Annotated in this window: 19 protein-coding genes and 2 tRNA genes; 8 read left to right on the top strand and 13 right to left on the bottom strand. The window is 76.8% G+C overall.

Features of this window, described 5'->3' with window-relative positions; translation table 11 throughout:
- Nucleotides 1-44: 44 nt before the first annotated feature.
- Nucleotides 45-620: a hydrolase gene (locus tag J3P29_RS15645; RefSeq protein ID WP_210494853.1), complete on the bottom strand. Its 576-nt coding sequence runs from the start codon at nucleotides 618-620 to the stop codon at nucleotides 45-47.
- Between the two features lie 85 nt (nucleotides 621-705).
- Here J3P29_RS15645 and J3P29_RS15640 point away from each other — a divergent pair, with 85 nt between their 5' ends.
- Nucleotides 706-1,128, top strand: coding sequence for a MarR family transcriptional regulator (locus tag J3P29_RS15640; RefSeq protein WP_210494851.1), 423 nt, complete (start codon nucleotides 706-708; stop codon nucleotides 1,126-1,128).
- A gap of 58 nt (nucleotides 1,129-1,186) precedes the next feature.
- Here J3P29_RS15640 and J3P29_RS15635 read toward each other — a convergent pair.
- Both J3P29_RS15635 and J3P29_RS15630 read right to left on the bottom strand, forming a co-directional pair.
- Nucleotides 1,187-1,276: transfer RNA gene (locus J3P29_RS15635), tRNA-Ser, on the bottom strand.
- 48 nt (nucleotides 1,277-1,324) lie between these two features.
- On the bottom strand, nucleotides 1,325-2,008 hold the full coding sequence (locus tag J3P29_RS15630; RefSeq protein WP_349239859.1) for a hemolysin III family protein: 684 nt from the start codon (nucleotides 2,006-2,008) through the stop codon (nucleotides 1,325-1,327).
- Between the two features lie 275 nt (nucleotides 2,009-2,283).
- On the opposite strand from J3P29_RS15630, the gene msrA reads away from it, so the two are divergent.
- The gene (gene msrA / locus J3P29_RS15625) at nucleotides 2,284-2,982 is read left to right on the top strand and encodes a peptide-methionine (S)-S-oxide reductase MsrA (protein WP_210494849.1); all 699 of its coding nucleotides are present in this window, start codon (nucleotides 2,284-2,286) and stop codon (nucleotides 2,980-2,982) included.
- A 136-nt stretch (nucleotides 2,983-3,118) separates the two neighbouring features.
- Here msrA and J3P29_RS15620 read toward each other — a convergent pair whose 3' ends face one another.
- Together J3P29_RS15620 and J3P29_RS15615 are read right to left on the bottom strand one after the other, a co-directional pair.
- Entirely contained in the window at nucleotides 3,119-6,121 is a 3,003-nt protein-coding gene (locus J3P29_RS15620) for an SMC family ATPase (RefSeq protein WP_210494847.1), read from the bottom strand.
- 1 nt (nucleotide 6,122) lies between these two features.
- Nucleotides 6,123-7,517: an exonuclease SbcCD subunit D gene (locus J3P29_RS15615; protein WP_210494845.1), complete on the bottom strand. Its 1,395-nt coding sequence runs from the start codon at nucleotides 7,515-7,517 to the stop codon at nucleotides 6,123-6,125.
- Nucleotides 7,518-7,741: 224 nt separating this feature from the next.
- On the opposite strand from J3P29_RS15615, the gene J3P29_RS20885 reads away from it, so the two are divergent.
- The 4 genes from J3P29_RS20885 (at nucleotide 7,742) to J3P29_RS15595 (ending at nucleotide 11,903) form a co-directional block, all read left to right on the top strand.
- Nucleotides 7,742-8,557 carry a DUF4393 domain-containing protein gene (locus tag J3P29_RS20885; RefSeq protein ID WP_210494843.1) on the top strand — a complete coding sequence of 272 codons (816 nt, stop codon included), beginning with the start codon at nucleotides 7,742-7,744 and terminating at the stop codon, nucleotides 8,555-8,557.
- Nucleotides 8,554-9,870, top strand: coding sequence for a hypothetical protein (locus J3P29_RS15605; RefSeq protein WP_246851938.1), 1,317 nt, complete (start codon nucleotides 8,554-8,556; stop codon nucleotides 9,868-9,870). Before J3P29_RS20885 ends, J3P29_RS15605 begins: the two co-directional genes overlap by 4 nt.
- 1,225 nt (nucleotides 9,871-11,095) lie before the next feature.
- Nucleotides 11,096-11,182, top strand: a tRNA-Ser gene (locus J3P29_RS15600).
- Nucleotides 11,183-11,330: 148 nt separating this feature from the next.
- On the top strand, nucleotides 11,331-11,903 hold the full coding sequence (locus tag J3P29_RS15595; protein ID WP_210494841.1) for a VanZ family protein: 573 nt from the start codon (nucleotides 11,331-11,333) through the stop codon (nucleotides 11,901-11,903).
- Nucleotides 11,904-12,042: 139 nt separating this feature from the next.
- Here the strand turns inward: J3P29_RS15595 and J3P29_RS15590 are convergent, their stop codons facing one another.
- Nucleotides 12,043-13,860, bottom strand: coding sequence for a S8 family peptidase (locus J3P29_RS15590; protein ID WP_210494839.1), 1,818 nt, complete (start codon nucleotides 13,858-13,860; stop codon nucleotides 12,043-12,045).
- 373 nt (nucleotides 13,861-14,233) lie between these two features.
- Between J3P29_RS15590 and J3P29_RS15585 the strand changes: the two genes are divergently transcribed.
- On the top strand, nucleotides 14,234-16,759 hold the full coding sequence (locus tag J3P29_RS15585; protein WP_210494837.1) for a hypothetical protein: 2,526 nt from the start codon (nucleotides 14,234-14,236) through the stop codon (nucleotides 16,757-16,759).
- Nucleotides 16,760-16,851: 92 nt separating this feature from the next.
- Here the strand turns inward: J3P29_RS15585 and J3P29_RS15580 are convergent, their stop codons facing one another.
- The 7 genes from J3P29_RS15580 to J3P29_RS15550 all read right to left on the bottom strand — a co-directional run bounded on the left by J3P29_RS15580 (nucleotide 16,852) and on the right by J3P29_RS15550 (nucleotide 24,032).
- A complete protein-coding gene (locus J3P29_RS15580) occupies nucleotides 16,852-18,450 on the bottom strand; it encodes an acyl-CoA synthetase (RefSeq protein ID WP_210494834.1) in 1,599 nt (532 codons plus the stop codon).
- 11 nt (nucleotides 18,451-18,461) lie between these two features.
- Complete coding sequence (locus J3P29_RS15575) at nucleotides 18,462-18,863, bottom strand: heme-binding protein (protein WP_210495117.1); 402 nt, start codon at nucleotides 18,861-18,863, stop codon at nucleotides 18,462-18,464.
- Between the two features lie 83 nt (nucleotides 18,864-18,946).
- On the bottom strand, nucleotides 18,947-19,333 hold the full coding sequence (locus J3P29_RS15570; RefSeq protein WP_210494832.1) for a glycerol dehydratase reactivase beta/small subunit family protein: 387 nt from the start codon (nucleotides 19,331-19,333) through the stop codon (nucleotides 18,947-18,949).
- On the bottom strand, nucleotides 19,330-21,204 hold the full coding sequence (locus J3P29_RS15565; protein WP_210494830.1) for a diol dehydratase reactivase subunit alpha: 1,875 nt from the start codon (nucleotides 21,202-21,204) through the stop codon (nucleotides 19,330-19,332). Before J3P29_RS15565 ends, J3P29_RS15570 begins: the two co-directional genes overlap by 4 nt.
- Entirely contained in the window at nucleotides 21,188-21,847 is a 660-nt protein-coding gene (locus tag J3P29_RS15560; RefSeq protein ID WP_210494828.1) for a propanediol/glycerol family dehydratase medium subunit, read from the bottom strand. Before J3P29_RS15560 ends, J3P29_RS15565 begins: the two co-directional genes overlap by 17 nt.
- A gap of 23 nt (nucleotides 21,848-21,870) precedes the next feature.
- Entirely contained in the window at nucleotides 21,871-23,589 is a 1,719-nt protein-coding gene (locus tag J3P29_RS15555; RefSeq protein WP_210494826.1) for a propanediol/glycerol family dehydratase large subunit, read from the bottom strand.
- A 14-nt stretch (nucleotides 23,590-23,603) separates the two neighbouring features.
- Nucleotides 23,604-24,032 (bottom strand): diol dehydratase small subunit, encoded by a 429-nt coding sequence (locus J3P29_RS15550; protein ID WP_246852242.1) that lies wholly within the window; start codon nucleotides 24,030-24,032, stop codon nucleotides 23,604-23,606.
- 175 nt (nucleotides 24,033-24,207) lie between these two features.
- Here J3P29_RS15550 and J3P29_RS15545 point away from each other — a divergent pair, with 175 nt between their 5' ends.
- A complete protein-coding gene (locus tag J3P29_RS15545; RefSeq protein ID WP_210494822.1) occupies nucleotides 24,208-25,572 on the top strand; it encodes a GAF domain-containing protein in 1,365 nt (454 codons plus the stop codon).
- Nucleotides 25,573-25,633 lie beyond the last annotated feature (61 nt).

Raw genomic sequence — 25,633 nt, 5'->3', positions numbered from 1 at the left:
CGGACGGGGCGCGCCGCCGGGCGGGCGGTGCCTGCGGCGGCGGCCTACGCCTGCCCGAGCGCCGCCAGGACGGCGTCCGTCGTGTCGACGCGGCCCAGGCGCGGGAAGATCCGCTCCAGGCTGTTCGCGTGGGCGAGGGGCTGCGTGTCCGTGACGGCGTCCGACGCGACGACGACCTCGTACCCGAGCGAGTACGCGGACCGGGCCGTGCTCTCGACGCCGATCGACGTCGCGATGCCGGCCAGCACGACGCTGCGCACGCCGCGGCGCCGCAGCTGCAGGTCGAGCTCGGTCCCGAAGAACGCGTCCCACTGGCGCTTGACGATGCGCAGGTCGCCGTCCGTCGCGCCGAGCTCGGGCCGGAGGGCGGCGAAGTCCGGGCCGGGCGACGCGGCCGGCGGGGCGGCGTCCACGGGCGGGCGCAGCGCGTCGCTGCCGTCGGGCGAGAACGCCACCGTGACGAGCACGACGGGCAGGCGCCGTTCCCGGAAGGTCGCGGCCAGCGCGGCGGCGCGGGCCACGACCCCGTCCGCGGGGTGGGCGAGGGGCATCGCGGTGATGCCGGCCTGCAGGTCGACGAGGACGAGCGCGGGTTCGGGGGTCAGGTGGGTGACGGGCATGGGACTCCTCGGGGCAGATGGGGCCGCCGGCAACTGTACAGCACAACTGAACAGTCTTGCTGTCGATCTGCGGTAGGCTGGGCGCATGGCCGCCCCCGACGATCCCGCCGCCCTCGCCCACGAGCTGCGCCTGGCCATCGGGGGGCTGGTGCGGACGGTGCGGGCGGAGGGTGCCGTGCCGCTGCCGCAGCTCGCCGCCCTCGGCGTCCTCGACCGGGAGGGGCCGCGGACGACGAGCGAGCTCGCCGCCGCCGCGGGGGTGCGGCCGCAGTCCATGGCGCGCACCGTCGGCGGCCTGCTCGACGCGGGCATGGTCGCGGGGCGCCCGCACCCGTCCGACGGCCGCAAGACGGTGCTCGACGTCACCGCGGCGGGCCGGGCCGCCCTCGCGGGGGAGCGGCGCGAGGACCGGCTGGCCGAGGTCATCGCGGCGACCGTGCCGGCCGACGAGCGCCACCGCGTGACCGACGCCGCCGCGCTGCTGCGCGCTCTGTCCGCCGCGGCCTGACCGTCCTGCGATCCCGGAAGCGACGAAGCCCCCGTCGGGGACGGGGGCTTCGGTCAGGCGGAGCGACGGGGATTCGAACCCCGGAGGGAGCTTTCAACCCCCAACTCGCTTAGCAGGCGAGCGCCTTAAGCCACTCGGCCATCGCTCCGCGCCGGGCCGAGTCTAGCGGCCCGCGCGCGCGATCGCGGTCGGCCCCCTACGCGTGGGGAACGACGGCGAGCGCGACGACGAGGAAGTGCGCGATCGCCGCGACGATGACGAGCGCGTGGAAGATCTCGTGGTACCCGAAGATCCGCGGCAGCGGGTCGGGCTTCTTCGTCGCGTAGATGACGGCGCCGACCGTGTACAGCAGCCCGCCGCCGAGCAGGCCCACCGCCGGCCAGATGCCGAGGTCGCCGACCAGCTTGGGGAAGATCGCCATGCCGGCCCAGCCCATGCCGAGGTAGATCGCGGCGGAGACCCACTTCGGCGCGCCGATCCACGCGAGCTTGAGCGTGATGCCGACGCCGGCCAGGCCCCAGGCGACGGAGAGCACCAGGGTGCGCATCGCGCCGTCGAGGACGAGGGCCGCGATCGGGGTCACCGTGCCGGCGACCATCACGAAGATCATGGAGTGGTCCAGGCGGCGCATCCACTGCCGGGCCGACGGCTTCGTCCAGTTGACCCGGTGGTAGATCGCGGAGACCGTGAACAGGCCGACGATCGACACCGCGTAGACCGCGGACGCGACGCGCGCCTCGGCGTTGGGGGCCGAGAGCACGAGGTACGCGCCGGCCAGGGCGGCGACGCACGCGGCCCACTGGTGCAGGACGCCGCGCAGGCGCGGCTTGAGCGCCGGCATCGGGGCGCTGAGCTTCGGGGTGCGGATGACCTTCGCCACGGGGCCATGGTACGCCCTCGGTGCACGCCCGGCCACCGATCGTCACGCTGACCGGCACGGGGGCGTCCACGCGGGCGCGGGCCGCCCCACCGGCGGGCGTTCCCGGGGCCGCCGGCCGGCCGGTCGCTCCGCCGTTCGCAGGTCCTCGGGTCGGTCGTCGGAGCGGACGCGCGAACCGGCGTCGCGCGGCGCGCGAGGGGCGGCGAACGCGCCCTCCGGAGCCGGTTGACGCGCTCGCTACGCTCGAAGAGCCCCTCCTTCGACACGAGGATCAGATGTTCTTCCGCAGCAAGCCCGACACGCTCCTGGACCCGGCCGAGACCCTGCCGGGCCGCGACGCCCTGATGCCGATCGAGGGCGACCATCCGGTGCTCGGGCGCCCGATCGTGCCGCCCTTCCCCGCGGGCAGCCAGCACGCGTTCTTCGGCATGGGCTGCTTCTGGGGCGCGGAGCGCACGTTCTGGCGGACGCCGGGCGTGCTCGTGACGGCCGTGGGCTACCAGGGCGGCGACACGCCGAACCCCAGCTACGGCGAGGTCTGCACCGGCGGGACGAACCACACCGAGGCGGTGCTCGTCGTCTGGGACCCGGAGCAGATCCGCTTCGAGGAGATCCTGCGGACGTTCTGGGAGAACCACGACCCGACGCAGGGCATGCGCCAGGGCAACGACGTAGGCACCCAGTACCGCTCGGCGATCTACCCGACGACGCCCGACCAGCTCGAGCAGGCCGAGCTGTCGCGGACGAACTACGGCCGCGTGCTGGCCGAGGCGGGCCACGGCGCGATCACGACCGAGATCCGGCAGGCGGGGGAGGGGCCCGGCGCGTTCGGCGGCGCCCTCCTCGGCGGCGCGATCCCGTTCTTCTACGCCGAGCCCGAGCACCAGGCGTACCTGCACAAGGTCCCCAACGGCTACTGCGGCCACGGCGAGACCGGCGTCAGCTGCCCGATCGGGCTGGTCAGCGCCGGCTGACCCGCACGGGGCCGGGCGCGCCGTCCGGCCCCGCGCGGCGCCCCGTCCGGTCCCGCGCGTCCGGCCGCGGCCGCGCCGTCCGGCCGCGGCCGCGCCGCCCAGCCGCGCTGGCGGGCCCGGTCGCGCCCGGCCCGGGTCAGCCGGCGGCGGCCGTGCCCTGCCGCAGCGTCGAGCCCTCGCGGGCCTTCTCGACGACGAGCTGCATCGGCACGCGCTGCTTCAGCTCGGGCACGTGCGAGACGATGCCGACGGCCCGGCCGCCGTCGCGCAGGCCGTCCAGCACGGCAAGCACCTCGTCCAGCGTCTGCTCGTCGAGCGTGCCGAAGCCCTCGTCGATGAAGAGCGTGGCCAGGTCCAGGCCGCCGGCCTCGGCGCTGACCGTCTCGGCCAGGCCGAGGGCCAGCGCGAGCGAGGCGAAGAACGACTCGCCGCCCGAGAGCGTGCTCGTGTCGCGCTCCTCGCCGGTCCAGCCGTCCCGCACCCGCAGACCCAGGCCGGCGTTGCCCTTGCCGCGCCCGCTGGCGGCCTCCTCGTGCAGCACGAGGGCGTAGCGACCGGCGGACATCCGCAGCAGGTGCGTCGTCGCGGCGGCCGCCACCTGCTCCAGGCGCGCGGCGAGCACCCACGAGGAGAGCTGGATGCGGCGCCGGTTGCCGGCGCCGCCGCGTGCCAGCTCGGACAGCTCCTTCGCGCGGTCCGCGGCGGCGGTCAGCGGTCCGAGGGCGGCCAGGCGCTCCTGCAGGTCGGCGCGGCGCTCGGCCTCGCTCTGCGCGCAGCGGCCGATCGACGCGGCCTCGCCGGCCGCGGCCTCGGCCCGCCGGGCGGCCTCGGCGCGCCGGGCCTCGACCGCGGTCAGGTCGACGGCGGGCTCGAGCGGCGTCGCGGCGATCTCGGGCTCGTCGAGGACGGCCCGGGCGGCGGAGCGCGTCTCGTCGTGGCGCCGGACGTCGGCCTCGAGCGCGGCCACGTCGCGGGGCATGAGGATCGCGCCGGCGACCGCCGACGGATCCTCGACGCCGTGCTCGGCGAGCGCCGCGGCCAGGGCCGCCTCGGCCTCCGCGTGCGCGGCGCGAGCGGCCTGGAACTGCGCGTGGGCGTCCGTCGCCTTCTGCAGGTACGTCGCCTCGTGCGTCGCCGTGCGCACCCGCGAGGCGACGTCCGGAAAGCCCCGCCGCTCCTCCGCGATCCGGGCGCGCAGACGCTCGAGCTCGGCGTCGAGCGCCGCGGCCTCGGCGCCGCGCTTCGCCGCGGTCTCGCGGGCCGCCTGCGCGCGCCGACGGTCGGCGGCCAGCCGCTCCTCGAGCGAGCGGCGCTCGGCGGCGGCGCGCTCGCCGTCCGCGGCGGCCGCGCGGGCGGCGCGCAGGCGGCCCGCCAGCTCGTCGGCGTGGCGGCGCAGCTCCTCCGTCGTGCCCTCGCCGGCGGCATGGCGGGCGGCCGCCAGGTCGGCGCGCAGGTCGCCCAGGCGGCGCTCGGCGTCCTCGCGCGCCGCGCGGGCGCGGTCGGCCGCGGCGGCCGCCGCGCGCTCCTCGTCCGCGGTGACGTGCCCGTCGCCGGGGACGGCCGGGGCGGGGTGCTCCGTGGCGCCGCAGACCGGGCACGCCTCGCCCGCCGCCAGGCCCGCCGCGAGCTCGGCGGCGTAGCCGTCCAGGCGCTGCTGGCGCAGGGCCTGCACCCGCTCGGTGGCGGCCTGGTGCGCGTCGACCGCGGACCGGACGGCGTCCTCGGCCCGCGCGACCTTCGCGGCGAGCGCGTCGCGCCGGCCGCCCGCCTCGGCGCAGCCCGCGGCCGTCGCGGCCCGCTCGGCCAGCCGGGCAGCCTCCTCGGCGGCGGCCGCCGCGGCCGAGCGCCGCTCCTCCAGCCCGGCGAGCGCACCCTCGGCATCGGCCAGCCGCGCGTCGATCTCGCCGGCCTGGCGCTCGGCGTCGGCCGCGGCGTCGCGCAGCCGCCCCAGCTCGCCGGCCCGCCGCGGCAGGGCGGCCTCCAGGTCGACGAGCTCGCGCAGCGCCGCGGCGTCGTCCGCACGGCGGCGGGCGCCGGCCGCCCACGTCTCGGGGTCGGCGGACAGCGCGTCGTCCTCGAGCGCGTCGATCCAGGCGCGCGCCTTCGCCATCGTCCGCTCGGTGTCCTGCGCGCGGGCGCGCGCGGCGCTGACCCCGTCGAGGTAGCCGCGCAACGGCGCGGCGCGGCGGTGCGCCTCCAGGCGGGCGACCCGCTCCGCGTGCGCGGCCTCCTCGCCGGCCAGGGCGGCCAGCTGCGCCTCGGCCTCGCGCCGGCGACGCTGCCGCTCGGCGCAGCCGCGCGCCTCGTCGCGCTCGGCCTCGACGGCGCGCAGCGCCGCGGTCGCCTCGTCGCGCGCGCGGTCCGCGTCCGCCTTCTCCTGGGCCAGCCGGTCGCGCTCGGCGGCCAGCCACGCCTCGACCTCCTCGACGGCGGCGCCCGAGCGCAGGACGGGCGCCGGCCCGGGGGCCGCCCACGCGCCGCAGCCCTCCGAGAGCGCGTTGTCCGTCTCGATCTGCGCCTGCTCCAGCGCCGTCCGCGCCTCGCGCGCGCGGTCCTGCAGCCACAGCTCGATGCGCGAGAAGCGGCCGGCGTCGAAGAGCCGCTCGAGCACCTGCTGGCGCGCCTTCGCGTCGGCGCGCAGGAAGGTCGCGAAGGCGCCCTGCGGCAGCATCACGACCTGCAGGAACTGCTCCGCGGTCATGCCGAGCAGCGGGTCGAGCTCGCGCCGCACCTCGGGCACCTTCGCGGCGACGGCGCGCCACGACCCGTCGGCGTCCTGCAGCTCGAGGACCGCGGACGCCGGCTCGGCGACGGGGTCGCCGCCGCCGCGCTTCGGCGGGCGCAGGTGCGCGGGGACGCGCGTCACGCGGATCCGGCGGCCGCCGACCGTCGCCTCGAGCGTCACCCGCGGCTGGGTGCCGGGGTCGCGGTGGTCGCTCGCCAGCCGCTGCGCGTCGCCGCGCGGTCCGGGGACCTCGCCGAAGAGGGCGAAGCAGACGGCGTCGAGCACGCTCGTCTTGCCGGCGCCCGTCGGCCCCGAGAGCAGGAAGAGCCCCGAGTCGGAGAGCGCGTCGAAGTCGACCTCCTCGTGCCCCGCGAAGGGCCCGAAGGCGTCGAGCTGCAGGCGGTGCAGGCGCACGTCAGTCCTCCTCGCTCCGCCGGGCCACGCGCTCGACGGCGTCGCGCAGCAGCGGCCGCTCGTCGTCGGTGGGCGCCGCGCCGCGGGCGTCGGCCACGAACCGCTCGAGCACCTCGAGGTCGCTGCGACCCTGCACGCGCGCGGCGGCGACGGTGGCCGGGGCCAGCTCGCCCTCGGGGGCGTGCTGCAGGACGAGCACGCGGGGGAACCGCCGGCGCAGGCGCTCCATCGGCCGGGCCGGCAGGCGGGCGTCGGTCAGCGTCACCTCGAGCCAGGCGTCCTCGGTCTCGTGCTCCGCGTGGGCGGGATCGTCCAGCAGCGCCTCGAGCTCGCCGCGCAGGCGCACCAGGCGGAAGGGAGACGGGACGGGGACGAGCCGGACGTCGCGTACCCCGTCGGGGCCCAGGTCGACGATCGCGGTGCTCTTCGCGGCGTCGGCCTCGGTGAACGAGTAGGCGAGGGGCGAGCCCGCGTAGCGGACGACGGGCCGCGGCCCGGCGGCCGGCGGCACCGGGGTGGGGGCCGGCGGCGGCGGGGGCTCCTCCTCGGCGAGCGCGGCGAACAGGCCGCCGAGCGCGGCTGCCTCCCCGGCCTCGTCCGCGGGGGCGGACGCGCCGGGGGGCGACGCGTCGCCCCGGGCGGGCCCGTCGCCCGCGTCCCCCGCGGCCAGGCCCGGGTCGGCGTCCGCGCCCTCGCGGCCGCCGGCCGGGGCGGCGGCCGCCCCGGCCCCGCCCGTGACGGCGTGCGGCCGGTGCAGGTGCCCGAGCGCCGCGTACGCCACGCCGTCGAACACGCTGGCCGGCACGGTCTGCGCGCCGCCGACGGAGATGTCGCGCTCGGACTCCGACGCCTCGCCGCCCTGCACGAACGCGTGCGCGACGACGACGGCGCGGTGGCCGTCGCGGCGGGCCAGGTCCGCGCGCACGCGGGCCATCGCGGCGCCCAGCACCGCCTCGTGCGAGCGCTCGGCGACCCCGAGCGGCTCCCGCGTCAGGTCGGGGTCCAGGTACGGCAGCGCGTAGACGGCGACGGGACCGTGCTCGTCCTCCAGCACGACGGGCTCGCCGGCGCGCAGCGGCTCGGTCCGCAGGTGCACGCCGCCGGCGGCGATCAGCTCGGCCGCGAAGCCCAGGCGCCCGGCCGAGTCGTGGTTGCCCGAGATCGCGATCACCGGCGCCACCTCGGCCAGCCGGCGCAGCGCGTCGCCGGCCACCTGCACCGCCTCCACGGGCGGCAGCGCGCGGTCGAAGACGTCGCCGGCGAGCAGGATCGCGTCGACCTCCTCGGCGCGCGCGAGGGCGACCAGGCCGTCCAGGACGGCCCGCTGGGCGTCGAGCAGGGGCACCCGGTGGAGGAGGCGTCCGAGGTGCCAGTCGGCGGTGTGCAGCAACCGCATCGGGCCGACGACGGTACGCCCCGGACCGGACGACCGCGTGAGGACGGGCCCGGACGGGTGCCCGCGCCGCCGCCGGACGGGGTCGCCGGGCGCGCCGGACGGCCCGCGGCGCCCCTGGTTGCGACCGCGCGTCGGATTCGCCTACGATCGCCCGCATCGCCACCCCGCCCGATCCCGACCACGACCCGCTGCGCGACCGCCCCGCCGAGGGGGCGCTCGACGCCGTGCCGGGCCTCGTCCGGATCGCGGCGAGCACTGGCCTGCGCGCCGCGGCGTGGGGCGCCGAGCAGGGCGTGCGCACCGGGGTGGGCGTCGCGCGGCGGCTGCCCTTCGGCGGGCTGGCGCTGCGGGCCGTCGAGGGCGGCGCCAAGCAGGCCCGCCGCAGCGCCCGGCAGCTGCTGGGCGTCGAGGACGTCGAGGAGCGCCTGGACCGCCTGGTGCCCGAGCGCGCCGCCGCCGAGACCGAGGCGGGGCGCGCCGCCGGCCGCACCCGCCCCGCGGCGGGGGACGAGGACGGGCGGGCGGCCACCGAGGTGCTGCAGGAGCGCGGCGCCGGGCTGCTCGCGCGCGCGGCGGACGTCGACTTCACCGAGGACACCCACCCGGCGTACGGCCGCATCCTCGACGAGCTGTCGCCCGACGAGGCGCGGATCCTGCGCCTGATGGCGACGAAGGGCGCGCAGCCCGCCGTCGACGTCCGCACCGGGCGGCCGCTGCGCATCGGCTCCGAGCTCGTGGCCGCCGGGCTCACCGTCATCGGCGCGGAGGCGGGCTGCCGCTACGTCGAGCGCGTGCCGGCCTACCTGAACAACCTCTTCCGCCTGGGCCTCGTGTGGTTCTCCCACGAGGAGCTGCACGACCTGCGCGCCTACCAGGTCCTCGAAGCGCAGCCCGAGGTCAAGGACGCGATGCGCCGCGCCGGCCGCGCCGCGCGCGTGGTCCGGCGTTCCATCGGCCTGACGCCCTTCGGCGAGGACTTCTGCGCCGCCGTGCTGCCCGGCGACCGCGGGCCGGCCGCCGCGGGGACGAGCGGTCCATGATCGCGGCGCTCCTGCCTTTGGCCACGACCTTCCACGTGCTGGGGCTCGAGATCGGGCTGCAGGAGCTCATCACGGTCCCGCTGTTCATGGGGGCCATCGGCTGGATCACGAACTGGACCGCCGTCTGGATGCTCTTCAACCCCTTGGAGTTCAAGGGGGTGAAGGTCCCCGGCCTGTGGATCCTCGTCCGGCTGCTGCCGCGCAAGGTGCAGGAGATCCCGGGCGTGATGCACGGCGGCGTCGGCTGGCAGGGGATCATCCCGTCGCGCGCGGCGAAGATGGGCTCGATCGCGGTCGACAAGGGCATCAGCAAGCTCGGCAGCGCCGCCGACTTCTACCGCCAGCTCGAGCCGGACAAGATCGCCGAGCACATGGTCGCGTCCGTGGGGCCCGAGCTGCGGCCCCTCGTCGAGCGGATCATGGAGCGCGAGCACCCGCGGCTGTGGCACGACCTGCCGCCGCAGGTGCGCGAGACGGTCCACGCGCGCGTCCGCGCCCAGCTGCCGGACATCATCCGCGAGATCACGGACGAGATCGGCGAGCACATCGACCAGCTGCTCGACGTGAAGCTCATGGTCATCCGGCACCTGGAGCGGCGGCCCGAGCTGTCCAACCGCATCTTCCAGGAGGTCGGGCGGAAGGAGCTGCGGTTCATGGTGAACTTCGGCTTCGTCTTCGCGTTCCTGCTCGGCTTCCCCGTCGTCGTCCTGACCGAGCTGGTGCACTTCTGGCTGGTGCTGCCGGTGCTCGGCACGTTCGTCGGCTGGGCGACGAACCTCGTCGGCATCTGGATGATCTTCGAGCCCGCCCGGCCGCGCCGGATCCTGGGGATCCGCCTGCAGGGCCTGTTCCTGCGACGCCAGCGCGAGGCCGCCGACGTCTACGCCGGCGTGATCTCGGAGGAGGTCCTGACGCTCGCCGCGATCGGCGACGAGCTGCTGCACGGCCCGCGCTCAGACCGCACGCGCCTGATGCTCGAGACGGCGCTGCGCCCCGCGGTCGACCGCGCGATCGGGCCGGCGCGCACCGCGGTGCGCCTGGTGATGGGCGGCCGCTCGTACGACGCCGTCCGCGATTCCGTGGCGGTCGAGGCCGTCCAGTACACGATGACCCCGCTGCTGGACCCGGAGTTCAACCGGGTGCAGGGCGAGCGGATCCGCACCCTGATCCGCGACCGCCTGCGGGCGATGCCGCCCGAGGACTTCGTCGAGATGCTGCGCACCGCGATGAAGGAGGACGAGTGGCTGCTCTTCCTCCACGGCGCCGTGCTCGGCTTCGGCGCCGGCCTGCTGCACCTGGCGATCTTCGGCTGAGGGAGCCAGGGCCCGCGCCGGGGGGCCCGAGGGCCGCGGCGTGGTCGGCGCAGCTCGGCGCGGACGGCCGAGCTCGGTGCGGAAGGCGCAGCCCGGCGCGGTCGGCCGAGCCCGCTGCCGAAGTCCGAGCTCGGTGCGGAAGGCGCAGCCCGGCGCCGAAAGCCGAGCCCGGTGCGGAGGCGCAGCCCAACGCCGAAAGTCGAGCCCGGTGCGGAGGCGCAGCCGGCGCGGTCGGCGCCCGCGCCGAACGTGCGCGAAGACGCGGGGAGCGGCCAGGCGTCCCCGCCGGGAGACGGGGCACCGGGGGGGGCGTGGTGCGCGGGTGAGGCGGATCGACGTCGGGGTGAGGCGTGGGGCGCGGGTGAGGCGGATCGACGTCGGGGTGGGGCGTGGGGCGCGGGTGAGGCGGATCGACGTCAGGGTGGGGCGTGGGGCGCGGGTGAGGCGGATCGACGTCGGGGTGAGGCGTGGGGCGCGGGTGAGGCGGATCGACGCTGCTATCTACAGACATTCCGCCTCACCCGCGCCCGGCGCCTCACCGTGCGCGGAAGCCGCCTCACCGTGCGCCGACGCCGCCTCACCGTGCGCGGAGACCGCTTCACCGTGCGCGGAAGCCGCCGTCGCGATCCGCATCGCCCGGCAGGAACCCGCCTCGGCTTCCGTGCCCGCCGCCGCGCTGCCCAGCCCCTTGGCGTTCGCGCCCGTCCGAGTCGGTCTCGCCATCCTCGAGCGCTCGTCGGTCTGCCGGCGGGCGCGCCGTCCTCGACGGCGACGCCGTCGTCCCGGCCGCCCGCCCGGTCCCAGCCGGTCCCGCCCGGTCCGTCCCGCCCGGTCCGCCGGCCCGGGCCCGTCCGCCGGTCGCGTCCGGTCCGTCCCGTCCGTCCCGTCTGACCGGCCTCGCCCGCAGGTCCTCTCCTCCGGTCCCGTCCGTCCCGTCCGACCGGCCTCGCCCGCAGGTCCTCTCCTCCGGTCCCGTCCCGTCTGACCGGCCTCGCCCGCAGGTCCTCTCCTCCGGTCCCGTCCCGTCCCGTCCGACCGGCCCCGTCCGCCCGGTCCGCTCCAAGGTCTCGTCGGAACGCCGGCTCCTCCTCCCCGGCGCCCAGCGCCGCGGGGCCGCGCGTCCACGGTCGGTGCACGGCGTTCTGGACGAGCGTCCAGGCGCCAACGGGGACGGGCGCGCCCGCCGGGCGGCGTGACTAGGGTGTGAGGCGCGCCCTGCGCCCGCGGAGGGGTGGCAGAGTGGACGATTGCGCCAGTCTTGAAAACTGGAGGCCGGGGAACCGGTCCAGGGGTTCGAATCCCCTCCCCTCCGCCTGAGGCCCGCACGGTCGGCCCTCGCGTCCTCCTCGGGACGGAGACGCGCGCGGTCGGGTTGCGACGCGCGGCCGATGTGGGTGCAGGAGCCGGTCCGCACGATGGGATCGCGGCGTCGTCCGACGCCGCGTCACCACCGAGGCCCCATGACCGACATCCGCTTCTCCGTCCCCGCCCCACCCGTGCTCGCGGTCGTCGCCCTCGGCGCCGCCGCCCTGGCGTGGCGGCGCCTGTCCGGGCTGCCGCCGGCCTCGCGCCGGGTCGTCACCGCCGCCTGCGCGCTGTACGCCGCGGCGCTCGTCGGCGCCACGCTGCTGCCGCTCGACGTGGTCATCGGGCGCTACGCCTCGCAGTCGCCGTGGACGAGCACGCTCGACCTCGTGCCGCTCGTGACCGCCGACGCCCGCTCCTTCACGCTCAACGTCGTGCTGTTCCTGCCGCTCGGCGTGCTGCTCGGGCCGCTCCGCCTGGCGACGAGCGTCCGGACGGCGGCGCTCGTCGCGGTCGCCGTCAGCCTCGGCATCGAGCTGCTGCAGCTCGCGTGCACGGTGCTCCTCGGCAACGGCCGCAGCACGGACGTCAACGACCTGATCGCGAACGGCCTCGGCGGCGCGCTCGGGTACGCCGCGCTGCGGACGGCGGTCCGCGTGCCGGCGGCGGCGCCGCTCGTGGGGCGCCTGGGCGGGGCGGCGGCACTGGGCGTGGGCCGCGCCCGCTAGGCCGCGACCCTCGGCCGGCCCCGTCCCCCGTCGGGACGCGAGCCCGGCCGGCCCCGCGAGGACGCGACGCCGGCCGGCCCGGGCGCCCGGGCCGGCGTGGCTCCGGGACGCCCGTGCGACCCGGTCCGAACGCCGTCGCCTAGAACCCCGTCAGGCGCAGGTCGTCGAGCCGGAAGCTCGTCGCCTTGCCCTGGTTCTCCCGCACGACGAAGCGCAGGACGACACGGCGGCCGGCGAAGTCCGCCAGGTCGACGACGTGCGGCGCGTAGCCGCCCCGGTCGGTCTCGTCGAACGTCGCGAGCGTGACGACGGTGCGCCCGGAGACGAGCTGCACCCGCAGGGTGTCGCGCCCCGCCGTGGCGGCCTTCGCGGCGCGCGAGCGGGCCCGGCGGGCGGCGCGCGCCCGCAGGCGGCGGGATCGCGCCGTCGCCTCCGCCGTGTCGACGCGCAGCCACAGCGCCAGCTCCCCGTCCCGGGGGATCGTCACGGTCTGCGCCAGGATGCCGGTGCTCAGGCGGCCGCGGCCGCCCAGGCGGGCGTGCCAGGCGCCGCTGCGCGAGCCGGCGGGGTCGCGCAGCAGGACGCCGCGGTCGGCGGCCCAGCCGGCGCTCCCGGCCTCGAAGCCGCCGTTCGTCAGCACGTCGACGGCGACGGGATCCGGATCGGGATCGGGGGCGGGGGCCGGCGCGGGCGCGGGCGCGGGGTCCGGGGCGGGAGCGGGCGCGGGGGTCGGAGCGGGCTCCGGCGCCGGAGCGGGCGCCGGGGTCGCCGGCGGGGTCGCCGCGGCGCCGGCGTAGAGCAGCGCGGTCGGCGAGCCGGCGCCGGCGTCGGTCACCACGCCCGGCGTGGCGCGGGCGACGAGCGCGTCGCGGACGGCGGCCGGGGTCGCCGACGGCGTGGCCTGCAGCAGCAGCGCGGCGGCGCCGGCGACGTGCGGGGCGGCCATCGACGTGCCGCTCAGGGTGGCGGTCGCGGTGTCGCTGGCGTTCCAGTCCGAGAGGATGCCGGCGCCGGGCGCGAACAGGTCCAGGCAGGCGCCCGCGTTGGAGAACGGGGCGCGCGCGTCCGTGCGCCCGGTGGCGCCGACCGTGATCGCGGCGGGCAGCCGGCCGGGCGACGACGCGCAGGCGTCCGCGCCGTCGTTGCCGGCGGCGATCGCGTACGTGACGCCGTCGGCGATCGAGCGGGCGACCGCGTCGTCCAGGGCCCGCGACGTCCCGCCGCCCAGGCTCATGTTCGCGACGGCCGGCGTGCCGGCCGGGTGGTCCGCGGTGACCCAGTCGACGCCGGCGACGACGCCCGAGGTCGTCCCCGTGCCGTCGCAGCCGAGCACGCGCACGGCGCGCAGGGCGACGCCCTTCGCGACGCCGGCGGTGCGGCCGCCGATGGTGCCGGCGACGTGGGTGCCGTGCCCCTGGCAGTCGTCCGTGCCGCGCCCGTCGGCGATCGCCGAGAAGCCGGAGGTGACGCGGCCGCCGAAGTCCGCGTGGCTGGCGCGGATGCCGGTGTCGAGGACGTAGGCGGTGACGCCGGCCCCGGTCGCCGCGGTCGTGAAGGCGCCGTCGAGGGGCAGGGCCCGCTGGTCCAGGCGGTCCAGGCCCCACGGGGCGGAGGTCTGCGTCGCGCTCGCGCGCAGCGTGCGGTCCGCCTCGACGTACGCGACGTTCCGATCCTTGCGCACGTCGCGGAGCGCGGCGGCCGGCAGCGTGCCGGCGAACCCGCGCAGCGCGCGGCCGTACGTGCGGGCGACCGATCCGCCGCGGGCGCGCGCCACCTGGGCGGCCGCGTCGCGCGCCGCCGCGTCGGCGTCGGCGCGCAGGACGACGACGTAGCGGCCGGGGATCGCCGCCGGGTCCGACGCCCCGACGACCGGCGCGTCGGCGTGCGCGAACGACGGGACGGCCAGGAGCGTCGCGGCCGCGAGGGCGGCGACGGAGGAGCGGCGGGGAGCGGTCACGGTGGGGGGGGATCCGGGGTCGAGGACGACGCGGCGGCGGCGCCCTCCCCGCCGTCCCACGGAGCGTGTCCGGGGCGACGGGGAGGACCCTCGCCACCCCGGTACATCGGCCCGGCGTGCGTCCCGCTGACGGGCGCGTGGACGCACGTCCGTGGACGGACGCCAGGCGAGAGGCCGCGTCTCGGAACGCGCGCCGCCCGGCGTCCGCAGGCGGGACGGCCCGTCCCGATTGCGCGGCCGCGGCGTGCGTCCCTCAAGTCGCGGAGCCGGTCCGTCGATACAGGAGACGTACGCGGTGAACGCCGTATGCGTCCTCGCTCTTCCCGCGGCGCCCTTCCGCCGGCCGCCGCGACCGCACCCGAACAGGATCCCCTTGCGCACCCTTCATCCCGCCACGGCCCCGCGGCTGCGGCGCTCCACGCTCGCCCTGACGGCCGCCTCGGCCCTCGCGCTCCTCGTCCCGGTCAGCGCCTCCGCGGCCGACAGCCTCGGCGCGGGCGGCGTCACGATCCCCGGATCCGCCCTGAAGATCGGGGTCTCCGGCGCCCCCGGCAAGGCCGGCAAGGTGTCCGCGCGCTTCTCGACGGCCCGCACCTCGCTCTTCTCGGGGCCCGACACGACCGGGCTCAACGACTCGAGCGCGACCGTGTTCGCGCTGAACACGTCGTCGGGGCTGTACTCGGGCCAGGACGTGCACTCCACCGACAACACGCCGTTCACGCAGACGTCGGCGCCGGCGCTGACGGGGAGCGGGACGGTCGGCGATCCGTACGTCGTCGTCTCGCAGTTCAAGGCGGGCACCACGGCCGAGGTGACGCAGACGATCACGCACGTCAGCGGGACGTCGCGGTTCACGGCGACCTGGGCGGTCAAGAACGTGAGCGGGAGCCCCGCTCCCATGCAGGTGTTCGAGGGCGGGGACCCGGTCGTCGCCGGCGAGACCCGCGGCAGCGGGACGCTCTCGGGCGCGTCGGCGTCCCGCGTGCTGGGCACCGTCGCCCCGGACGGCACGAGCATTCAGCTGGTCGAGCAGGGCGTCCCGCCGTGGGTCCACTACTACTCGGGCCCGGCCTCCACGTTCTACGCTGCGACGGGGGACAGCGGCTACGGGTCGCTGCCCGACGTCGTCGACCCGGCGCTCCAGGACTCCGGCCTGGCGACCGACTGGGACGTCGCGTTCGCCGCCGGCGCGACGAAGACGTTCTCGGTCGTGTGGAACTTCTCGCGCCCCGCGCTCGCCCAGCCGCCGCGGATCACGGGTGGCCTGCCGGCGCAGAGCGGCACGACGAACGCCCGCACGGCCAGCCCGGCCTTCGCCCCGGCCGCGGGGGACGCCGCGAACGCGGTGGCCTTCGAGTGCGCCCTCGACAGCGGCGCGTTCGCCGACTGCACGTCGCCGAAGACCCTCTCGGGGCTGGCGGACGGCCCGCACACCTTCTCGGTCCGCGCGGTGAACTCGGCCGGCGACCCGGGTCCGCAGACGGACCGCACGTGGACCGTCGACGGCACGCCGCCCGGCGCCCCGACGTTCACGAGCGCGCCGAGCGGCACGGTCGCCTCGTCCGGCGCGTCGCTGTCGTTCTCGGGCGAGGCCGGCGCCTCCTTCCGCTGCTCCGTCGAGGGCGGCCCGTACGTCGCCTGCACCAGCCCGCTCACCATCACCGGGCTGGCGGACGGCGACCACGTCGTCCGCATCACGCAGGTCGACGCGGCCGGCAACGTCGGCACCGACGTCGCCACCGCCAGCTGGAAGGTCGACACCACGCCCCCGAGCACGCCGATCCTGCTCGGCGCGCCCTCGGGCACCGTCGGCACCGACCACGCGTCGATCACGCTCGTCGGCGAGGCCGGCGCCGCCTTCCGCTGCTCCCTCGACGGCGAGGCCTTCCGCGAGTGCGACAGCCCGCTCGTCCTGACGGGCCTGGAGGACGGCGGCCACGTCCTCGAGGTCAAGCAGGTCGACGCGGCCGGCAACGAGAGCACCCCCGTCGCCAAGGCGTCGTGGACCGTCGACACGAAGGCGCCCGCCACCCCCGTCCTGACGGGTGCGCCCACCGGCACCGTCGCGGTCGACCACGCGACGATCGCGCTCGCCGGCGAGCCCGACAGCGCGTTCCGCTGCTCCGTCGACGGCGGGGCGTACCACGAGTGCGACAGCCCGCTCGTCCTGACCGGCCTGACGGACGGCGAGCACGTCGTGAAGGTCACCCAGGTCGACGCCGCCGGGAACGAGACGGCGGTCCCGGCGAAGGCGACGTGGACCGTCGACACGAGCGTCCCCGCCGCGCCGGCCGTGACGCCGCCCGCCGACAGCACGAAGACGACGACCGAGGTCGCGTTCGAGACGCCCGCCGGGTCGACCGCCGAGTGCAGCCTGGACGACGGGCCCTTCCAGGTCTGCTCCTCGCCGGTCGCCGTGACCGGCTTGGCGGTCGGCCGCCACACGCTGCGCGTGCGGATGATCAACGCGGCCGGCACCGTCGGCGCCCCGCGCACCGTGACGTGGGACGTCCAGGCACCGGCCGCCCCGGCCGCGCCCGCGGCCGCGACCCCGGCCGCGCCGGCGACCGGCGGCTCGGCCGCTCCCTCGCCCGGCACGATCGCCCCGGCGGCCTGCGTCAGCCGGCGCTCGATGACGCTGCACTGGCGCCTGCCGCGCGGCGCGAAGGCCCGCGGGTTCGTCGTCACCGTCGGCGGGGAGCGCGTCCGGCGCCTGTCGGGCGCCGCCCGCTCGGCGACGGTGAGCCTGGCCGGCCGCGCCGCCGGCCCGGTGCGGGTCCGCGTCGAGACGGTCGGGCGCGGGCCGAAGCTCGGCACCACGCGCACGTACCGCACGTGCCTGCGCCCCAGCCAGGGCCGTCCGGGCCAGCCGTCGATCGTGCTGACGCGCGGCCGCTAGCCGGCGCCGCGACCCCGGCGGCGCCCGCCGGCGAGGTCGTCAGCCCCGGGAGCCCCGCCCGCGGACGTCCGGTCCGCGGGCGGGAGCACGGGTCAGCCCTGCTTCGCGCGCTCCTCCTCGAGCGCGCGCAGCTCGATCCGGCGGATCTTGCCGGTCAGCGTCTTCGGCAGCTCGTCCACGAACTCGATCTCGCGCGGGTAGGCGTAGGCCGAGTGCGTCTCGCGCACGTACGTCGAGATCTCGCGGCCCAGCTCGTCCGAGCCGGCGTGGCCCTCGGCCGCGACGACGAACGCCTTGACGATCCAGCCGCGCCGCTCGTCGGGCTTGGCGACCGCCGCGGCCTCGGCGACGGCCGGGTGCTCCAGGCACGCGGACTCGACCTCGAACGGGCCGACGCGGTAGCCGGCGGTCAGGATGACGTCGTCGGCGCGGCCCTCGAACCACACGTAGCCGTCCTCGTCCATCCGGGCGGCGTCCTTCGTGTGGAACCACTCGCCGCCGAACGTCGCCTCGGACGCCTCGGGCTTGTCCCAGTAGCCGAGCGGCCACGTCGGGCTGGAGCCGTTGCGCCAGCAGATCTCGCCGCGCTCGCCGACGGGCACGGGCTTCTCGTCCTCGTCGAGGATCTGCACGTCCCAGCCCGGCATGACGCGGCCCATCGAGCCCTCGCGGACCTCCATCCACGGGAAGTTCGCGCACAGCGGGTAGCCCTCGGACAGGCCGTAGAAGTCGAGCACCGTGACGCCGAACTGCTCCCGGAACCACTTGATCGCCTCGGGGTTCAGCGGCTCGCCGGCCGAGCACGCCCGGCGCAGCGGGATCGGGTACCGCTCGCCGGCCTTCTCGACCGCCATGAGCGAGCGCATCGCCGTCGGGGTGGTGAAGAGGTTCGTGATCTCGTGCCGGTGCAGGAAGGCGAGCTCGTCCTCGGGCGAGAACCCGCCCTTGCGCTGGTGCACGTACTGGACGGCGCCGGTGCGCCAGGCGCCGAGCAGCGGGTTGATGCCGGCGGCCCACGCCCACTCGCTCATGGAGCGGAAGCGCTCGCCGTCCTGGATCTCGTGGCAGAGCTCGAACTCCTGGTGCGCGAGCACGAAGCGGTGCGCGTGCAGGATGCCCTTCGCCAGGCCGGTCGTGCCGGACGTGTAGAAGAGCTGCGCCGGGTCGTCGCACGACGTGTCGACCGTCGTGAACTCGGAGGACGCGGCCGCGAGCAGCTCGGGGGTGAGGACGAGCAGCGTGCGGTCGTCGGCGCCGGGCAGGCCGTCGATGGCGCGGGCGATCTGCTCGCGGTGCGCCTCGTCCGTCACGACGAGCTTGGCGCCCGAGTCGTTCACGCGGTGGCGGATGCCCTCGTCGCCGTAGAGGACCGACATCGGCAGCAGGATCGCGCCGGCCTTGTAGGTGCCCAGGAACGCCGCGGCGGCCTCGGGGGTCGGCGGGACGAGCATCGCGACGACGTCGCCGCGCCCGATGCCGTGGTCGGTCGCGACGTTGGCGAAGCGGTTCGCCAGCGCCCGCATCTCGCCCCAGTCCAGGCGCCGGAGGTTCCCGTCGGGGTCCTCGTGCACCATCGCCGGCTTGTCGTCGGGGTGCTTGTCGCAGACGTCGGACGCGATGTTGTACCGCTCGGGGACCTCCCAGCGGTGGCGCGCGACGAGCTCGTCGTAGGACTTCGCGGGGGCGGCCATGTCGCTGGCCATCATGCCGCGCTCCAGGCGGCCGCGCCAGCCTTCGCGACCTGCTGGTCCTCCTCCACGGTCCCGGCGCTGACGCCGATCGCGCCGAGCGGCTCGCCGTCCGGGCCGGGCAGCGGGACGCCGCCGGCGAAGGTCACCAGGCCGCCCGACAGGTGCTCCAGGCCGTAGAGCGGCGCGCCCGGCTGGGTGACCTCGGCCAGGGCGGCGGTCTCGAGCTTCATCGCGGCCGAGGTGTAGGCCTTGCGCTGCGAGATGTCGATCGACGCGAAGATCGCGCCGTCCATCCGGGCGAACGCGACGAGGTGCCCGCCGGCGTCGACGACGGCGATGTTCATCGGCTGGCCGATCCGGACGGCCTCGGCCTTCGCGGCGGCGACCACGGCCTCGGCGGCCTCGAGGGTCATGCGCGCGGGGGCGGCGGCCTTGGCGCTGCGGCGCGGCGCGCGCGGCTTCGCGGCGGGCTTGGCAGGGGTGCTCGTCTGCGGACTCATCGGGGACTCCGGTCGTCGGGGCTCAGGGTCAGGGGGACGGTCTTCACCAGGCGCGCGGCGTCCTGGCCCAGGCGGCGCAGGGCGTCGGCGTCGGGGTCGCGGCGGTGCAGGAGGGGCGCGTCGGCCGGCAGGGCGACGGCGTGGACGCACGCCTCGGCGGGGCCCAGCGCGACGCCGACGCGCAGCGCGGCGCGGCCGGCGGCGGCGTGGGCGCAGGCCGCGAGGGGGCCCTCGGCGGGCTCGACGTCGGCGGGGACGCCCTCCTCCTCCAGGCCCGCGAGGACGTCGCGGAGCGCGCGGTCGCCGGCGCCGGACAGGCGGGCGACGAGGACGGACCGCCGCCGCGCCTCGTCGCGGCGCGGCCCGCGGCGCAGGTCGCTCACGCCGGCACCCCGGCGCGGCGCTCGGCGTGGGCGGCGACCAGGCCGGTGGCGACGGCGTTGCGCGGGCCCTCCGTGCCGCGGACGTTGCCCGTGCCGCAGACGATCCCGAACTCGGCGGTGGCGGCCGAGATCATCTCGGGGATCTCGAAGTCCAGGGACGAGCCGCCGAGCAGGACCACGAAGTCCAGGCGCCGGATCGACCCGCCGGGCGCGACCTGCTCGAGCGCGCGCAGGGCGTTGACGACGAAGACGCGGCGCTTGGCCTCGCGGCGCACGTGGCGGATCCGGTCCAGGCCATGGCGGCCGGGGATCGGCGTCAGGCGGCCGTCGTCGCCGAGCGTCACCACGCGGGCGAAGACCTCGGCGGGCAGCGGCTCCTCGAAGAACTGCACCGAGCCGTCCTCGAGCCGCAGCTGGAACAGGCCCTCCACCTTGGCGAGCGGCTCGCGCTTGATGCCCTCGGCGACCTCGCGGTCCTCCAGGCCCAGCTCGGACTGGATGAGCTTCGTGACCAGGTCGCCGGCCCCCGACACGTGGACGGTGCGGATCTCGCCGTCGCGGTCGGCGAGCGCGGCGTCGGTCGAGCCGCCGCCCAGGTCCAGGACGGCGAGCGGGCGGTCCGTCCCCGGGGTCGTCAGCGCGCCGCGGATGGCCATGTCGGCCTCGACGCCGCCGATCTCGACCGCGCAGCCCAGCTCGTCGCGCAGCGCCGCGGCCAGGCGCTCCATCGCGGTGCGGCCCGTGCGGACCATGGCCGCGAGCGCGACGGCGTTCTCGAGCGCGAACTCGCCGGCCAGGCCGCCGCGGACCTCCTGCGGGACCACGGTGTCGACGGCGAGCAGGTCGCGGATGCGCACGTCGCCGGGGTCGTCGTCCGTCAGCGCCGCCATCGCGTCGCGGACGCCGGCGAGCATCCCGCCGACGTTCGTGCCCGCGGCGCCCGTGGCGTCCTCGAGCGGCCGGACGGCCCGCAGTGCGCGCATGATCTCCTCGGCCCCGGCGTCGACGTCGACGCTGCGGCGGGTGCGCTCGCCGACGAGCTCGAGGGAGCCGGCGGGGATGCGGCGGTCGACGATGTCGCCCTGGGGCGTGCGGACGACGACGGCGGAGCGGTTGCCGATCAGCGCGCGCGAGACCGGCGCGATCAGGCGCGTCTCCTCGGCCTCGAGCCCGAAGATCGTGGCCAGGCCGTACGAGTTGGACAGCGTGCGGATCGTCCGGCCGGGCGCGGCGACCTCGACGGCGGCGTCCATGCCCAGGGGCACCTTCTCGACGAGCGTGACCTCGTCGACGATCGGCAGCGGGTCGGTCAGGCGGTTGGCGATCAGGCGGGCGTCGTCGCGCTGGACGACCGCGCCGCGCACGTCGACACCGCGGTCGCGGGCGGCCTGCAGGCCCGCGGCGGCGTCCTCGAAGTCGACCTCGCGCGGGATCACGACGATCACGGCCGCGCCCTCCGCGGCCTCGCCGAGCGCGGCGAAGGGGGTCGTCACGCCGACGCCCAGGCCCTCGCCGCCGGGCGTCGAGGGGTCGTGGCCGATCATCGTCGACTCGGTGATGACCGTCTCGGTGATGGTCTCCATCGCCATCCCCGAGATGACCGGCGTCGCCTCGTTGAGCAGGACGACGTCGACCTCGGCGCGGGTGCGCCCGCAGGCCGCGAGCGCGCCCTCGACCGCCGCGACGACGCCGGCGACGTTCTGGTCCGTGCCCTTCACGCCGCTCGTGCGCGCCAGGTGGCCGCCGCGGAAGCGCACGGGCCCGTCCGCCGGCAGCTCCGCCACGCACGCCTCGGTGGTGGAGTTGCCGACGTCGACGCCGACGACGAGCCGCGCGCCGCCGTCGGCCGGGGCGTCAGGAGATCCGGACATCGAGCTCCACGGCGGCGCGGCCCGGCTCGACGAACTCCGTCTCCTTCAGGTGGAGGACGGCGGCCTTCGCCTGGTAGCGGGGGCGGGCCATGAAGTCGTTGCGGACCGGGACCGGCTCGGGGCTGTGCCCCTGCGCGTAGCCGGCGGCGTTGCGGCCGATGGCGCGGAACGCCTCGGCGTCGAGCAGCGGCGCCTGCGGGAACAGCTCCAGGTTGGAGAGCCGCGGCAGGTCGCGCTGGTGGATCATCGTCGTGCCGCGGGAGAGGATCCCGATCGACACGCCGGACCCGGACAGCTTCGCCCCGGCGTGGGCGATGCGCGCCAGGTCGGAGCCGCCGAAGAAGCGGACGACGCGCGCGGCGGCGCCCTGCTCCTCGATGCCGGCCAGCGTCTCGCGCAGGACCGTCGCGAGGGGGACGTCGACGATCGTGCGGTGGAAGAACGTGCCGAAGGCGGGGGAGAGGGCGACGACGACCTCGTCGGGGCGGGTGCCGGGGCCGGCCGGGCCGGTCTCGACGAGCTCGAGCGTGCGCTCGGACACCCCGCCGGCGGGCCCGGACGCGCCCGTGGGGACGGCGGACGGCGTCGGCGTCGTCGCGGGGGTCGGGGTGGTCTCGGCGCCCGCGGTCGGTGTGGTGCTCATGTCGTGCTCCTGGATCGCGGCCGTCAGGCCTCGGGGTTGTCGGCGTTCGTGACGAAGCGCAGGCGCTTCATCTCCTCCCAGCGCGCGCCCTCGGGCCGGTAGCCGGTGCCGGGGCCCGCGTAGTCGTTGCGGTCGTTGACGGCGGAGCGGGTGTTGCCCTCGCGGTCGATGATCGCCGCGGTCTGCAGCAGGTCGCCGGCGACGCGCTGGCGGAGCAGGTCGAACAGGCCGGCGGCCAGCTCGGGGAAGCCGCCGGCGTCGAGCGCGCGGACGACGTCCAGGCCGGTGATCCCGTCCTCGGTCATCCGCTGCGCGGCCTTCAGGTCCTCGACGACGTCGCGGCGCGGCAGGTCCTCGGAGCCGTGCCCGTAGACGACGGCCTCGACCTCCTCGTCCGTGATCGCGGGGAAGCCGAGCTGCGCGAACACGGCCTGCAGGGCGCGGGCGCCGCGCTCGCGGGCGGCGAGCAGCTCGCCCTCCTCGACGTGGCGCAGGCCGCCGTCGATCTTCAGGTCGCGCTGGATGACGTTCCAGTCGTCGAAGTCCGCGGCGTCCCAGTTCGAGCCGGCGAACATGTTGTCCGAGTTCGGCACGGCCGAGTAGCCCGAGCAGACGAAGTCCGTGCCCGGCAGCATCTGCATGAGCGAGCGGGAGACGCGGCGCATGTCGGAGTGGCTGAAGGACTGGTCGTTGCCCGACGCGCACTCCAGGTCGGCCATCGCGGCGATCAGGTTCTCGGCCAGCACCGCGCGGATGCCGGAGGGCACGGCGCCCGGGACGCCGATGCACGAGATCGAGCCGTTCTGCAGGCCCTGCACGCCGCCGCCGCGCGTGACGAGGATGCAGCGGATCTCCAGGTACAGCATCGACCGGCCCTCGGCGTTGCCCATCTGCACCTCGGAGCCGGTGCCCGAGGTGAAGCGCATCTTGATGCCGCGCGAGGCGTAGGCCGACGCGAGGAACGCCTTCGACCACGGGGTGTCGTCGCCGTCCTTGAACACCGACTCCGTGCCGTAGACGGAGATCGTCTCGGCGTAGGTGGTCAGGCCGCGCATGCCGAGGGACAGCTCGGTGGCCTCCTCGAGCGCGCACTGGGTGAGGATGCCCGGACGGCCGGCCTGCGCGCCGACGAGCAGGCCGAGGGCGACGAGCGGCGCGTAGCGGACGACGCCGAGGGTGGTCTCGAGCTCGTCGAAGCCGCGGGTGGCGGCCTCGGCGGCGTCGGCGGCGACCTGGAGGGGGTTGTCGCGGGCGCTGGTGCAGTGGGCCTGGTTCGACGGGGTCCGCCGGGCCCGCATCTTCTGCATCGCCATCATCATCTCGACGACGTTCATCGTCTTGACGACCTCGAGCAGGGCCGCGGGGGTCAGGCCCGACGCGATGCGGATGACCTCGGGGCGCGGGACCTTCGGGTCGACGAGCATGTGGGCGATCTCGACGGGCGGGATCGCCATCGCCTCCTCCGCCACCGCCGGGTCGATCGCGCGGTCGGCGATGAAGGTGTCGAGGAAGTCGAACTGCTCGCGGGTGCGGCCGTCCATCTCGACGATGCGGCCGTCCTCCACGCGCACGCTCGGCGTGGGGTCGCCGTCGTGCTCCATCGCGACCAGGCCGACCTCGGGCCACTCGTCGACGAAGCCGTCGCGGTTGACGGGGCGCTGCTCGAGCAGCTCGGTGCGCTTGGAGCGCCGCGGGGCCGCGGGGGCGGCGGCGTCGGCGGGGCCGTTCAGGGTGGAGGACATGGCGGGGCTCCTGGTCAGTCCGCGAGGCAGTCGCGGCGCTCGTAGACGGCGGCGGCGTCGCGCACGAGCTCGGCGTTCGCGCTCGCGCCGTAGGTCTCCTCGAGCTCGGCGGCGATCGCCAGCAGCTCGTCCTTCGTCGACGCGTTGGGCCGCAGGGCGGCGTAGATCTCGAGGACCCGCTCGTCGGGGACGGCGGTCAGCTCGGCGGCGCGCCGGAAGTTCTCGGCCAGCTGGGGCCGGCCCGCCGCCTCGGCGACCTGGGCCTGCAGCCCGAGCGTCTCGGGGGTGATGCGCAGGTCCTCCGCGGTCACCTGGCCGCCGAGGGCGTTCTCCAGGGTCAGGTCCTCGAGCGTGCGGCCCGTGGGGGTGCGCAGCAGCTCGGGGCGGTGCAGCCCGATCGGGTAGTCCCGTCCGGGATCGAGCGCGGGGGTGTCGGTGGCCATGCCGTGGTGCTCCTCTCTGCGGGACACCCCCCGACCGTCGCCTGGCCGGCGCCGGGGGCAGGTGCCATCATGTGACGACCATCACGGTGATCGCGGGGAGCTGCAACTCCCCGCTGGGGTTGCAGGGACGTTGCTCGACGGAGGCGCTCAGGTCGGATAGACCACGCAGGAACGCATGCAGAACCCGTGGCTCGGCATCTCCTCCGGGATCGACCCGGTGGGACTCTCCCGGCTGCTCGCGCGCGCCCACGAACGGGCCGCGGCGGGCCGCCCGGTCCCGCCGATGGTGCGGTCCGTGATCAGCGACTCCTGGGCCCGCGCGCAGGCCGCAGGACTCGATCCCACGGGGCCGCACGTGCCGATGCTCCTGGACTACGGGGACGCCATGGCGCGGTGGCAGGAGCACCCGCTCGCGCGCTTCGGGTCCGTCATCGAGGGCGTGCTGGGCGGGGTGGCGCACGACGTCCAGCACCTGGTCACCGCGGCCGACGGCGACGGCACGATGCTGTGGTCGATGGGCCACCCGCGCGTGCTCGCGGCGTCGGAGTCCATCCGCTTCGTCCCTGGCTACGGCTGGGACGAGGAGGTCGCCGGCACGAACGGCATCGGCACCGCGCTGCGCGTGGACCACGCCGTGCAGGTCTTCTCGGCCGAGCACTTCGCCCGCCGGTACCACGGCTGGTGCTGCACCGGGGCGCCCGTCCACGATCCCGAGACGGGGCGGGCGATCGGCGCGCTGTGCCTGTCGACCGGGATCAAGGGCGCGCACCCGTACGCGCTGTCGCTCGTGACGAGCGCCGCGAGCACGATCGAGGCGCTGCTCGGTGGCGAGCTGGCCACCCGCCGTGAAGCGCTGAAGAGCCGGTACTACGAGCTGGCGGCGCGGCACCCCGGCACGCCGAGCGCCCTCGTCGACCGCACGGGCCGCGTCCTGGCGTGCTCGCCCGTCGGCTGGCTGCGGGGGCCGCTCGTGCGGGTCGAGGACGGCGGCTGGATCGCCAGCGGAGGCGCGTCCGTCCTGCACGACGAGCCGCTGCCGCACGGCGCGTCCGTCGTCTGGGGCGTGCCCGAGCGGCGCGCCGCGTCGTCCCGCCCGGCGCCCGACCCCGAGCCCCTCGAGATCGAGGTCCTCGGCCGGCCGTCCGCGCGGGTCCGGCTGCAGGGCACGCGGGTCGAACTGCCGCCGCGGCGCAGCGAGCTGCTGCTCCTGCTGGCGCTCCACCCGCAGGGCCTGACCGCGCGCCAGCTCGCCGAGGAGCTCTACGGCAACGCCGACGCCCTCGTCACGGTCCGCGCCGAGGTGTCCCGCCTGCGGAGGCAGCTCGGGGGTCTGCTGGGCACGAAGCCCTACCGACTGGTCGGTCCGGTTCGGGTCGACCTGCTCGAGCTGGAGGCCCGCCTGCAGGAGCACGGCGCCGACGGCACGCCCGACGGCGGCGAGGACGTGCTGCCCGGGGCCGACAGCCCGACGGTGCGCGGCGCGCGCGAGCGGCTGCGGGCGCTGCGCACGCCGGCGCCGCCGCTGCCGGACGCCGCCTGAGGGGCGGCGGGGCCGGGGAGAGGCCGGGCCGGGGCGGAGCGGCGTGTCCGGGGCGCGACGC

This window comes from Patulibacter sp. SYSU D01012, assembly GCF_017916475.1.
In the GTDB taxonomy this organism is placed as follows: Bacteria; Actinomycetota; Thermoleophilia; order Solirubrobacterales; family Solirubrobacteraceae; genus Patulibacter.
Note: the sequence above shows the minus strand (reverse complement) of the source record. Positions and strands in the feature narration are given on the sequence as shown.